The organism is Psychrobacter fozii (assembly GCF_003217155.1).
In the GTDB taxonomy this organism is placed as follows: domain Bacteria; phylum Pseudomonadota; class Gammaproteobacteria; order Pseudomonadales; family Moraxellaceae; genus Psychrobacter; species Psychrobacter fozii.
The window spans coordinates 224,939-237,561 of record NZ_QJSU01000004.1 but is presented as its reverse complement, the minus strand read 5'-3'; the positions used below and the strand labels follow the sequence as shown (position 1 = coordinate 237,561).

Below are 12,623 nucleotides of genomic sequence, written 5' to 3'. Positions count from 1 at the left end.
TTGAGTAAATAAAAACAAGTTTAAACCGCTAATCGTACTTTTTGGGATTGGTATCATATTAAGCGCTAAGGTTTTTCATACTTAGCTATTCTACAAAACAGAGCAGGAAAACTATGACCGATAATAATAAAACCAATCATAATAATCAGATTAATACACAGCTTCAGCAGCACCTACAGCAACTGCTCACCGACTTACAGCTTGATGATGCGCCAGCAGGTGGTGCGGTGGTTGTCTATCAGGCTGGCAAGTGTATTGCTCAGGTAAGTACGGGCTTGGCACGTTTGGACATGTCATGGCAGCCTGACACTTTAGCGATAAACTTTTCAACAGGTAAAGGTATATTGGCGACACTGGTGCATGTATTGGTTTCGCAGCAGATGCTTGATTATGACACACCTATTGCACAATATTGGCCAGCATTTGCGGCACAGGGTAAAGGTGAGCTGACGCTACGCAATGTGATGTCACACCAAGCCAATTTATTTTCTATTCAAAGTATCGAGGTAGACAGTGAAGCCTTACTTGATTGGGAATACATGATCAAGACAGTTGCTGAAATGCCGATCACCGCACCAGACCATGCCGAGCTATATGACAGCGCCTATAGTGCTTTAGTTTATGGTTGGGTATTGGGCGGTGTCATAGAAACCGTTACTGAACTGTCTTTAGCTGAAGCGCTGCACCGTTATCTTACTGAGCCTTTAGGTATTGCTGATAGCTGTTATTTTGGCGTACCAACAAGCAAAGTTAACCAAGTGGCAAAGCTAGCCAAAGATTTTGAGTCATCAAATGAAGACAACTCACAACTGCGTAGTAAACGTCAAAAACCAACCTTAAAAGTAGATTCACAAAGTGTCTTGCATGCTTACGAAAACCTGCCTAGTTACTCATGTTGGCAGCAACAAGCATTAGCGAATATGAAATCGGCAGATATTGGTCAAGCTGATGAGCAAACCAGCTTACCTGTGTTGGACACGGCTTATATTAATCGTTTGTACTTTGACACGAGCAAGCTCAATCTAAAAAATTATAAGGCAGCGCTCATACCAGTTGGAAAACAAGCGATCGATTATCATAGTCGTGAGACACTACAGGCAGTCATTCCAGCAGCCAATGGTGTCGCTTCAGCTCAGGCATTGGCAACCATTTATGCCATGCTTGCCAGTGGCGGCGAGTGGCAAGGACAGACGCTTATTGATAGTACAACCTTTGAGCAGCTATCCACACCACAAGTCTCAGGACTAGATGCTGTCATGCCAGCAGCGATGCATTGGCGCTTGGGTTATCACCGCCGGTTTGATATTTGTCAAAACGAAGCCAATGAAACAGCTGATGTAAGCAAGCAAGGATTTGGGCACATGGGCTACAACGGTTCAGTAGCTTGGTGTGACCCTGAGCGCCAGTTATCACTTGCCTTTGTCCATAATTTTGATGCAACGATGCTCAATGATATCCGTCAGTTTGTGCTAACGGAATCTGTGTTGAGTATGATTGATGCAGCGCTTTAAAAACCTTATTGATAAGTTCAATGAGGCTTATTCGGTGTCATTTTAAGTAGCCTAGTTGCACTCAAGCCATGAATGAAGATTGAGGCTAGAATAACAATTGAGCAGACAATCCATAACTTGAGTGCGTCTTCATCACCGAAGAACCCTTGGTTCAGCGCATAAGATAAATAATACAACGTACCAATACCACGGATACCTAATGCTGAGATAGCGTATTTTTCAGTGCGAGGAAGATTTAGCCCTGATAAAGCGATAAACCCACCAATAGGACGTATCAATAATAAGAAGGTGAAGCTGACGATGTAAACACGCCACGTCAGCTCCACACCTGACTGTAATCCTTGACCTAGAAAAATGCCAAACATAACCAGTACGAGCGACATAAGCAAACCTTCGGATTGCTCTGCGAAATCATGGAGTTTGTGATGGTAGCTGTGCTCATGCTCTGAACGCCGGAAGGCAAATGCCGCAATAAAGACAGCGATAAAACCATAACTATGTACAAACTCTGCTAATCCATATGCTACAAGTGTCAGGGCGATGACCACATAGCCTTGAGAAATAGTAGTGTCTTGGCTATATTTCGAAAATACCAGCTTTGCCATGACTTTACCAACAACGATGCCAACGACCAAACCTGCGCCAATTTTCCACAGTACATCATGGGTAAACCACGACCAAAGCATCTCACTAGTAAAGCTATTACCTTCACTAAATACTTCTGCTATTTTTATTGCCAAATAAACGAAAGGGAAAGCCAGTCCATCGTTAAGTCCTGCCTCTGAGGTAAGGGTAAAGCGCGGTGTGTCTTCGCCGCCTGTATTAGGCGGCCCTACCTGAATGCTAGATGCCAATACCGGATCGGTTGGGGCTAGCACAGCCCCTAGCAAAATAGCTGCTCCAAGGCTCAAACCAAACGCATAATATCCCAAAATGGCCATCGCAAAGATACCAATCGGCATGGTAATCAGTAATAGGCGTACTGTCGGCCTCCACAATCGCCAAGACAGCTTGGTATCAATCTTAATACCAGCGCCTACCAATGATACGAGCACCACAATTTCGGTTAATTTTTCGATGATTAAACCGTTATCCATCGGATCTAAAAATGATAGGGTCGTCCACCAATAGCCCATAATTAGACCAAAACTGACCTGTAGCATAGGCAGAGAGATGGGTGTGCGCTTAAACATAATAGGAAACAACGCTCCTAATAAAAAAGCGACACCGCAAATTAATAAGAATAAATTATAGTTTTCGATCATAAGGAGTAGGCACGTCGTGGTTTTTAAGGGGGCAGTTTTGATAACCCTTATCATGACGCCAAAAAAAATCAATTACCGCAAAAAATCGTTATTAAAACGTCTGCTACGTTGTTTTTTGGTGAAAAAAAGCCTGCATAAGATATGCAGGCTTTTCATGGGTCTTTAGATTGATGTGTTTTAAGATAATTTATTTACCTTAAAACACAGTCTGCACGTTCTAGCGTTCTACTTGGCTCACATCACGGACAGCACCAGTATCGGCACTGGTCGTCATAGCAGCATAGGCACGTAGCGCAGGGGTCACATGACGATCACGGCTCACAGGCTTCCATGCATCGCGCCCGCGTGCTTCCATCGCGTCTCGGCGAGCGGCCAAGTCGGCATCACTAACTTGCATGTTGATGGTACGATTTGGGATGTCGATATGGATGGTATCGCCTTCTTCAACCAGACCGATGGCACCACCTTCGGCTGCTTCAGGGCTGGCGTGACCGATTGATAGGCCTGATGTACCACCAGAGAAGCGACCATCGGTGAGTAGGGCGCACTCTTTGCCTAAGCCTTTTGACTTTAGGTAAGTCGTTGGGTACAGCATTTCTTGCATACCTGGGCCGCCTTTAGGGCCTTCATAGCGGATAATGACCACATCACCGGCAACGATATCATCAGCCAATACCGCAGCGACGGCATCATCTTGTGACTCAAATAGACGCGCGCGACCAGTAAATACTAAGATACTTTCGTCAACGCCTGCGGTTTTAACCACACAGCCACGCTCGGCGATATTGCCATACAGTACGGCCAAGCCACCATCTGTAGAATAGGCATGTTGGGCACTACGGATACAACCAGACTCGCGGTTAACGTCTAAATTTGACCATTCTTTTGATTGTGAAAACGCTTCAGTGGTACGTACGCCACCAGGCGCTGCAAGGAATCGTGCACGCGCCTCAAGGTTATCAGCGTTCATGATATCCCACTTATCAATCGCTTCTTTCATCGTTGGACTATGAATGGTTGGTACGTCAGTGCTCAGTAATCCAGCACGATCAAGCTCAGCCAATAACGCAAAGACACCGCCAGCACGATGCACATCTTCCATATGGTATTTTTGTGAGGCAGGTGCAACTTTTGCAAGACAAGGCACACCACGACTTAGACGGTCAATATCATGCATTTTAAAGTCGATTTCTGCTTCATTAGCAGCCGCTAACAGATGCAAAATAGTATTGGTCGAGCCGCCCATGGCGATATCCAAGGTCATTGCATTTTCAAAAGCCGCTTTGCTAGCGATTGAGCGCGGTAACACTGAATCATCATCTTGCTCATAGCGACGTTTGGCCAATGACACAATGGTGCGACCTGCCTCTAAGAATAGCTCGCGACGTAGTGAGTGAGTAGCAAGTAGAGAGCCATTACCCGGTAATGCCAAGCCTAAAGCTTCGGTCAAGCAGTTCATTGAGTTAGCAGTAAACATACCAGAGCATGAACCACAAGTTGGACACGCTGAGGCTTCGATAGCGGCTACATCTTCATCACTAATGCTGTCATCAGCGGCATCCATCATTGCATCAACAAGATCCAGTTTACGAACTGCGCTGCTGTCACTGCTATCAGTATTGTGGCTCTTACCAACGGTACTGGCTAAAATCTTGCCCGCTTCCATTGGGCCACCTGAAATAAATACCACTGGGATATTAAGGCGCATAGCAGCCATCAACATACCCGGCGTGATTTTATCGCAGTTAGAAATACACACTAGCGCATCCGCGCAGTGAGCATTGACCATGTACTCGACAGAGTCGGCAATTAGGTCGCGACTTGGTAGCGAGTACAACATACCGCTATGACCCATCGCAATACCATCATCGACCGCAATAGTGTTGAATTCTTTGGCAACGCCACCTGCTTGCTCAATCTCACGTGCGACCAGTTGTCCAAGATCTTTTAGATGCACGTGACCAGGTACAAACTGGGTAAATGAGTTGGCAATGGCAATAATTGGCTTGCCAAAGTCGCCGTCAGTCATGCCAGTTGCACGCCATAATGCGCGAGCGCCTGCCATATTACGACCACCAGTAGAGGTTTTTGAGCGATAATCCATGTGATATTCCTTACAAATAGGCGAGGTTTGTGAAAATGTGCAGCCTCAGCTGTGATATTGATAGTGTGCTTTTTATGATGCGTGAGGACTAGTGAATAATTCTAGGTTGTTACCATACCATTAGCTATGAATACCTAAAAACAATTCGTTGCTTATGATAAATGATGGATCAAAAAAGTGCTATTCAAGACGCTCTAATATCGCCGTCTCAAACCACGGCAGCTCAACTTTATCTGCATCCAGTTTGGCGATAATCGCTAACGCATGAGTCGACGGCAAAAGCTGATAGTCGCTACTCACATCGATGTTCATAATCTGATCGTTGGTTGGTGCTTGTTCGTCGATACTGACCAGTGCCTGCTGAGTGTTTTTATAGAGCACATCCACTCGGCCAAAAAACTGCCAGTCTTTAAAAGCTGCGGTAATCGCGTCTGCGGCTTCCTTGGTATAGATTTGCTGCGTCTCTTTGCCTGAGTTGGTCCAATGTAGACGTACTGCTAGTTGCAGAGTCTCACTAAAGACAACCAATGAGCCAATGACTTTGACATGCCACGGGCTACTCAATAGCGCTTCACTAATACCAATGAATTGAGCGGCTTCATGAGCCGTCATGGGTATATTGAATTTAGCCAGTAGCGCAGGTGTGAGTGGATGCGTCTGTTTAATCACATCGTCTAAACTGTCGTAATGATATAGAAAGGGCAGCGGAAGGTCTTGAGTGACTGTTTTTTTACTGATTTTACAATTATGAATCCGCCAAGCGATTGTTTTATCCGTTAAGGCATCTGCTAAAATAATAGTATTAGGTGCAAGGGTTTGCGGACTATTACTAGCGTTTGCTTGCTCCGCATCGTTCGCAGACACTGTGTCATCGGATACAGAGATTGATGGCGTATCATTAAGTATGGAATGAGCGTGATTGTCATCTGATTGAGTCGTCAAGGTAGGCGAGTCCATAAACATCATGTTATTAAAATAGAGGGTTAATATAACATTTTAAGGGTGTGCCCCGCCAATAAATTGGTGATCTGAGGAAGTGATTTATGCTGATAAAAGAATATCATTGGGTAAATAGTCAATTATGAACTAGTCGTATTTTGTTTGTTAAAAGAATGTAGAATATAACCGAATTTTTAGATAAGTATATAGATAGAATAATTAATGAAAACCCTTTCCGATAACGAATCTATCCAAGAATGGATGACATCAGACCGTCTCTATGAAGAGTATCTCTTCTTTTATTTACTCATATGCCTATTTTGGTTTTTCGTTGGTTTGTTTTCTATTGGTATACGCATACCAGTATTCAACGATATTCAAAACCTAATCCTCAACTCAGTATGGTTCTTGCTCTTATGTGTGGCCTTAAGTGTTCCTAAGTTTTGGTATCGGCTGATAAAAGGCAAAAATGCGTACCTGTTTCAAGCCACTGCCAAAGTGTATGAAACGCTAGACAGCATAGAGGATATTGAGCAAAGAGAGCAGGTACATAAGCAGATTACTAGCAATGGCAAGTTGCCACCTAACCGACTAGAAACGCTATCACTGGCATTTTTATTTGCATTCATACTCTTCGATATATTGTATATCCGCTGCTGGATAAGAGATCTGAGCCTAGTATGGCAGCCTGACTGGGTCAATGCCTGCATTGGTTGGATACATAATAACTTGACGCTACCACCACTTAACGAAAATAGGAAGCTCTTTAGTTTGTCATTTGGTGATTACAATGGACAAGAAAAGATACTGAAAGAATATTTTGGAGATGAATGGGCATTTTTGGCTTCTCCATTTGGTGATGCCGCAATGTTTTACCACTTTATTCGAGTGATGATGTTTATTCCTATCTTAGCGGCATTGTCGATCGTATTGTGGAAGCCGCTGAAATGGCTGGGAATGCAGCAGATTGATCCCAGAAATATTCATAGTGTCATGTCTTTTTTACGTAGTTGTGCTTGGTCACTTATCTTTGGATTTTTTATGACTATTGGCACGTTAGGTTTTTTAACCAATGCAAACTGGTTCACATTAGGTCTGATAGATCAAGAAGCATGGTTCGAGAATTTATATATCAACGGTTTATATATATTTATCGTTTTTGGTATCCGGTTTTTTTATGGCTGGCTCGTTTTTTGGAAAAGTGTTTTTTTAAAGCTCGTTAATAAAGCCAGTTATAATTGATTTAATAATCTTGATCTCACATTGTTGGCTTGTACTCAGTTTGGATTTCGTCCACTATATAAAAAGTGATCAGCACCATTATAAATATAATGAAGTATCTAATAATCATGTAATCAAAGGAAAAATAATGACTGAATTGAATCAACAAACTACTTATGATGACAACAACATTTTTGCCAAAATGCTAAACGGTGATATTCCCTATCATAAAGTGTATGAAGATGATAAATCGCTCGCCTTTATGGATATCATGCCGCAAGCAGAAGGCCATGTATTGGTCATACCAAAACAGAAGGCCGTTGATTTGGCGGATCTGGAGCCTGAATATGCTGCTGCGGTGTTAATGACGTCTAAGAAAGTCATGCAAGCCCAGCGCCAAGTATTTGAGCGAGAAGGAATTATTCAAATGCAATTAAATGGTGCGCAGGCAGGGCAGACAGTGTTTCATTATCATATACATTTGATTCCTAGCAGTATTCATGAGCTGGGTCGCCATGCCGCTGTGATGGCTGATCAAGAGCAGTTGGCCAATTTGGCTAAGCAGTTGGCAGCGGTGATTGATGCTGAATAAATAAAATATAATCAGAGATTAGGGCGTGTCTTCAATGCACTCGATAGTCATCTAAATGGGCTAAAAATGGCTAGATCTTGCCAAACATCGTCAAATAGCTGGTTAATATCCCGATATTATCTGCGCTATTTTTCTTGTTTGACGGCAATTTATCTCATTTTTGTCACCATTTTTGAAATGAAGACACGCCCTAGAAACATTAATCTCGCTTGAGACGGCAGTTATAAATCTCGAATAGGTCTATATCAATAAAAAGGTAGCTAACAAGCTGCCTTTTTTTATTGCTTGGTAATAGTCATGTAACAATCTTTGAAGTAATGTTACGAATCCAGTGCTTACCTAGGGTTTCTGAAAGGAGTGTGATAAAAATCATACCTATCTACGTTCGTTTGATTCATTTTGAGGACATTATTTTTTATGAGTAAATTACCTCGTTCGACTATTTTACTGCCAGTGTTTGTACCAGCAGCGATTATTATGCTGTTATTGGTGGTTGGTACGGCTATCAATCCTGATGCAGCGGGAGCGCTGTTCAGTGATGTGCTGAATTTTACCACCGAAACGTTTGGTTGGTTTTATATGCTGGCAGTAGCATTGTTTTTATTATTTATTATCGCATTGGCCTTTTCGCCTTATGGCGGGATTAAGCTTGGGCCTGATCATGCAGAGGCTGAGTATAAGTTCCTAGAGTGGTTTGCCATGCTGTTTTCGGCAGGCTACGGGATTGCGCTGCTCTTCTTTGGTGTTGCAGAGCCTGTCATGCATTTTGCCAGTCCGCCTATGTCTGCGCCAGAGACCATTGCCGCTGCAAAAGAAGCGATGCAAATTGCTTACTTCCATTGGGGTTTTCACATTTGGGCAATTTATGCAGTAGTAGGTTTATCGCTGGCATATTTCTCCTTTCGCCATGGCTTGCCGCTGTCGATGCGCTCCACGTTATATCCTTTGATCGGCGATAAGATACATGGCCCTATCGGTCATGCAGTCGATGTGTTTGCGATTGTCGGTACCATGTTTGGTATCGCGACCAGTTTGGGGCTATCGGTATCGCAAATCAACGCGGGTCTGAATTATCTCATGCCAGATCTGGTTCCTGTTAGCACAGGGGTTCAGGTCATTGCCATTGCAGTGATTACCGCTGCTGCACTGGCATCAGTGCTGGCAGGTATGGATAAAGGCGTCAAGCGACTGTCTATCTTGAATATGCTATTGGCAACCGCCTTGATGCTATTTGTATTCATTGTGGGGCCGACGATATTTATCCTTAACGCCTTTATGGAAAATACAGGTAGCTACTTGGGTAATATTGTTGAGCGTACCTTTAGTCTGCAAGCTTATGAGCATAATGACTGGATTGGTAACTGGACGCTGTTTATCTTTGCATGGACGATTGCGTGGGCGCCGTTTGTTGGCTTGTTTATCGCCAAAATTAGCCGTGGTCGTACGATTCGTGAGTTCGTGTTAGGGGTGATGTTAGTACCGACTTTCTTTACTTTCTTTTGGTTTGCCGTATTTGGTGACACTGCACTGAATATGATTATGATTGATGGCTATAATTCACTAATTGGTGACGTGCAAAACAATCAAGCGATTGCTTTGTTTAAACTATTAGAGAACTTACCATTTACTCAATTCGTCTCTTCACTAACAGTTCTATTGATTATTACCTTTTTTGTGACCTCATCGGATTCTGGCTCATTGGTCATTGATGCGCTAGCGGCTGGTGGCCGTAGTGATACACCATGGTGGCAGCGGACGTTTTGGGTCGTGACGGAAGGTGCGGTCGCGTCAGCACTGCTATTGGCTGGTGGACTAGAAGCCTTGCAAACAGCTGCTATTGTGAGTGCCTTGCCATTTGCCGTTATTATGTTGATTGCGATGTTTGGGATGTGGCGTGCGTTACGTATCGAAGGTCATCGTAACCAAAGTTTGGATAATAATAGCAAGCTACCACCGCATCTATTAAATTCATCAGCATGGCGCGATCGTATTGATTACATCACCGATCAGCCTACACGTGACAAAGTCTTAAGCTATATTAAAAACGTGGTGATGCCATCGATGACTGAGGTTTCAGAGAAGTTCGCTGAAACAGGTTGGAAGCCCTCTGTAAATTATGATGCTATTAATAATCGCGCGATACTTGAATTACAGCGCGGTGACGATGTTGAGTTTTGGTATGAAGTGCGCTTGTCAGAGCATGATGCCCCTGATTATTACACTGAAAAAATGGCCAATGATTTGCCACAAGAGCATCATCACCGTGCAGAAGTATATCTGCGCCGTGGCGGTCAAACCTATGATTTGTATGGTTATAAGTCAGACTCTGTCATCAATGATATCATCGACCAGTTCGAAAAATATCTGCACTTCTTAAACGTGTCTCCAGATAGCCTACCATGGCGTATGCAAGAGCACGATGAAGACATTACATTAGAGCAGGGCAGTGTGTTTGATAAATAATCGGCTTGATGATGAATTAGTGTTTATCGATGCAAGTTATTCACGTTAATAGCTTGCAATAAGTGCAGGATTCCTTAGAATAACGGCTTGTTTTCTCTGCAGATCAAGCCGTTTTTTTTATGTCTATAGATTCTCCTGTTTTACCCTCGTCTTTGCCAGTGTCTGATCATCCATTATTGCAGCCGTTAACTATCGGTGGTCTGACGATTGAAAATCGTCTGATGGTGGCTCCTATGGCGGGTGTGACAGACAATCCTTTTCGCCGACTGTGTAAGTCATTTGGCGCAGGTCACGCAGTCAGCGAGATGATTATCGCTGATACTGCTCTTTATGCACGCAAAAAATCACTCTATCGTGCCAATTTCGATAATGAAATTGCGCCTATTTCTGCGCAGATAGCAGGAGCGGAACCGGATAAGTTGGCTGAAGCTGCTCGTTATCAAATTGATAATGGTGCGCAGATTATCGATATTAATATGGGCTGCCCTGCCAAAAAAGTTTGCCGTAAGCTGGCAGGATCTGCGTTGCTGCAAGATGAAGATTTGGTTGCACGTTTGCTCGATGCAGCTGTCAATGCAGTCGATGCCCCTGTGACATTAAAGACACGACTGGGTTATGAAAATGGCCGTGAAAATATCTTGCGAGTGGCCAAGCGGGCAGAGCAAGCAGGCATTGCCGCGATTGCCATTCATGGGCGTACGCGTGAGGATATGTATACGGGCGAAGCACGCTATGAGCTGATACGCGAAGTTAAAGAAAGCATCAGTATTCCAGTCATCGCCAATGGTGATATCGATAGCGCACAAAAAGCCCAACGTGTGTATGAGCTGACAGGTTGTGATGCCGTGATGATAGGGCGTGCCGCCCAAGGTCAACCATGGATATTTCGTGATATTGGGCATTTCTTACGAACTGGTGAGACTCTAGAGGCACCTAGTGTCAGTGAAATCAAAGAGATTGTATTGGCACATTTACAAGAGCTATATGGCTTTTATGGTGAGTATTCTGGATGCCGTATCGCGCGCAAACATATCGCTTGGTATACGACGGGTATTCCAAACTCTAACGCCTTTAGGCAAGCGATGTATGGTGAAGAGAGTACTGCTGGTCAGTTTCGCGTTGTAGAGAGTTTTTTAAAAGCCCATGAGTGATAAGTAGCGCAAGTGTTTACTGCCACAGAAGTATTGGGTTATTGAATCGATGAAATCGCAAATGCAGTAATCACGCTATTATAAGTTTTTGAATTCCCAAAGTCGTCAAATTATCTGGATGCGATGGCTGTTTTATTCACTTTAGTCCATGCTTTCTTGCTATTCTATAATTGAGATGTTCATAGGCATAGGACAAACAAAAAGGAATTTTTATGGCCAATCCCTCGAAACAAGCGATAACCAAAGCAGTAACAGGTAGGAATATTATTATTACAGGAGCTTCAAGTGGTATTGGCGAACGTACGGCTTTTTTGCTTAGCGAATGCGGTGCTCATGTTATCCTATTGGCACGTACTGAAGACAAACTGAAAGCCGTTAAAGAAAGTATCGAGGAGCTTGGTGGTAATGCTGATTATTACCCTTGCGATTTGACTGATATGGATGCTATTGAAAAAGTTAGTGAGCAAATTTTGATGGATTTTGGCCATGTTGATGTCTTGGTGAATAACGCTGGTCGCTCGATTCGTCGTTCAGTTCATGAATCGGTCGATCGTTTCCATGATTTTGAGCGTACGATGGATATCAATTACTTTGGCGCCGTTAAAATAGTTCTTGGATTTTTGCCGACGATGATTGAACGTCAGACGGGTCAAATTGTCAACATATCCTCGATTGGTGTACTGGCAAACAGTCCGCGCTTTGCCGCTTATGTCGCATCCAAGTCGGCATTAGATGCTTTTAGTCGCTGCTTAGCCGCTGAAGTAAAAGGGGACAATGTGACGATTACCAATATCTTTATGCCATTGGTTCGTACGCCTATGATTGCCCCAACCAAGCTATACCGCTACATGCCTGCGTTGATGCCTGATGAAGCCGCGTTGATGGTCGCAAGAGCTATCGTCGATAAGCCAAATAGCATTGCCAGTAATATGGGCAAGTTTGCGTCAGCTACTTATTCATTGGCACCAGCGATCAACGTTGGCATTCAATCGATAGGTTATCGTATTTTCCCAAGCACCCGCGCTGGAATGACTACCGATAAGAAGTTAAACCTTGCCCAGCGTGCTTTTGCCAGAATCCTTCCTGGTGAGTATCATTAAAACAGCAGATTGATTGGTTCTGATATAAGATCAAAGAGGATACTGCGGTATCCTTTTTTAGTACCTGAAGAGATATTAATACTGGGTAGAGCAGCGGTGCTTTTTAGCTATCTAGTGACTAGAACCACGAGACTATTAGATGCTTTAAGCTTTTGTTTTTAGCACCTCAGCATAGATGCCTCGTTTACGATGCTAACCAATGCGGTTGAGAGTATAGTAGAATGAGTTTGCCATGATTTAATCATCTCGACTTCTATGCTCAACGAGATTACCAATT

9 protein-coding genes are annotated in these 12,623 nt (G+C 43.5%); 6 read left to right on the top strand and 3 right to left on the bottom strand.

Annotated elements, in window-relative coordinates; translation table 11 throughout:
- The first annotated feature begins 113 nt into the window (after positions 1-113).
- A complete protein-coding gene (locus tag DFP82_RS07090; RefSeq protein ID WP_110923030.1) occupies positions 114-1,511 on the top strand; it encodes a serine hydrolase domain-containing protein in 1,398 nt (465 codons plus the stop codon).
- Between the two features lie 17 nt (positions 1,512-1,528).
- On the opposite strand, the gene DFP82_RS07085 is transcribed toward DFP82_RS07090, so the two are convergent.
- The 3 genes from DFP82_RS07085 to DFP82_RS07075 form a co-directional block, all read right to left on the bottom strand.
- The gene (locus DFP82_RS07085; RefSeq protein ID WP_110923029.1) at positions 1,529-2,776 is read right to left on the bottom strand and encodes a cation:proton antiporter; all 1,248 of its coding nucleotides are present in this window, start codon (positions 2,774-2,776) and stop codon (positions 1,529-1,531) included.
- 217 nt (positions 2,777-2,993) lie between these two features.
- Complete coding sequence (gene ilvD, locus DFP82_RS07080; RefSeq protein ID WP_110923028.1) at positions 2,994-4,880, bottom strand: dihydroxy-acid dehydratase; 1,887 nt, start codon at positions 4,878-4,880, stop codon at positions 2,994-2,996.
- 180 nt (positions 4,881-5,060) lie between these two features.
- Positions 5,061-5,837 carry a hypothetical protein gene (locus DFP82_RS07075; protein WP_245905663.1) on the bottom strand — a complete coding sequence of 259 codons (777 nt, stop codon included), beginning with the start codon at positions 5,835-5,837 and terminating at the stop codon, positions 5,061-5,063.
- A gap of 204 nt (positions 5,838-6,041) precedes the next feature.
- Between DFP82_RS07075 and DFP82_RS07070 the strand changes: the two genes are divergently transcribed.
- The 5 genes from DFP82_RS07070 (at position 6,042) to DFP82_RS07050 (ending at position 12,346) form a co-directional block, all read left to right on the top strand.
- Positions 6,042-7,061, top strand: a complete 1,020-nt coding sequence (locus DFP82_RS07070; protein WP_110923027.1) for a hypothetical protein — start codon at positions 6,042-6,044, stop codon at positions 7,059-7,061.
- A gap of 127 nt (positions 7,062-7,188) precedes the next feature.
- Positions 7,189-7,632 carry an HIT family protein gene (locus DFP82_RS07065; RefSeq protein WP_110923026.1) on the top strand — a complete coding sequence of 148 codons (444 nt, stop codon included), beginning with the start codon at positions 7,189-7,191 and terminating at the stop codon, positions 7,630-7,632.
- Between the two features lie 417 nt (positions 7,633-8,049).
- Complete coding sequence (locus DFP82_RS07060; RefSeq protein WP_110923025.1) at positions 8,050-10,095, top strand: BCCT family transporter; 2,046 nt, start codon at positions 8,050-8,052, stop codon at positions 10,093-10,095.
- A gap of 119 nt (positions 10,096-10,214) precedes the next feature.
- Positions 10,215-11,246: a tRNA dihydrouridine synthase DusB gene (gene dusB, locus DFP82_RS07055; RefSeq protein ID WP_110923024.1), complete on the top strand. Its 1,032-nt coding sequence runs from the start codon at positions 10,215-10,217 to the stop codon at positions 11,244-11,246.
- 212 nt (positions 11,247-11,458) lie between these two features.
- Positions 11,459-12,346, top strand: a complete 888-nt coding sequence (locus tag DFP82_RS07050; protein WP_110923023.1) for an SDR family NAD(P)-dependent oxidoreductase — start codon at positions 11,459-11,461, stop codon at positions 12,344-12,346.
- Positions 12,347-12,623: the final 277 nt, after the last annotated feature.

Bases quoted from the DNA above. Each gene is read 5' to 3' on its own strand.
- DFP82_RS07085 (WP_110923029.1), bottom strand. From the start codon at position 2,776: ATGATCGAAAACTATAATTTATTCTTATTAATTTGCGGTGTCGCTTTT.
- DFP82_RS07065 (WP_110923026.1), top strand. From the start codon at position 7,189: ATGACTGAATTGAATCAACAAACTACTTATGATGACAACAACATTTTT.
- ilvD (WP_110923028.1), bottom strand. From the start codon at position 4,880: ATGGATTATCGCTCAAAAACCTCTACTGGTGGTCGTAATATGGCAGGC.
- DFP82_RS07075 (WP_245905663.1), bottom strand. From the start codon at position 5,837: ATGGACTCGCCTACCTTGACGACTCAATCAGATGACAATCACGCTCAT.
- DFP82_RS07050 (WP_110923023.1), top strand. From the start codon at position 11,459: ATGGCCAATCCCTCGAAACAAGCGATAACCAAAGCAGTAACAGGTAGG.
- DFP82_RS07060 (WP_110923025.1), top strand. From the start codon at position 8,050: ATGAGTAAATTACCTCGTTCGACTATTTTACTGCCAGTGTTTGTACCA.
- DFP82_RS07070 (WP_110923027.1), top strand. From the start codon at position 6,042: ATGAAAACCCTTTCCGATAACGAATCTATCCAAGAATGGATGACATCA.
- dusB (WP_110923024.1), top strand. From the start codon at position 10,215: ATGTCTATAGATTCTCCTGTTTTACCCTCGTCTTTGCCAGTGTCTGAT.
- DFP82_RS07090 (WP_110923030.1), top strand. From the start codon at position 114: ATGACCGATAATAATAAAACCAATCATAATAATCAGATTAATACACAG.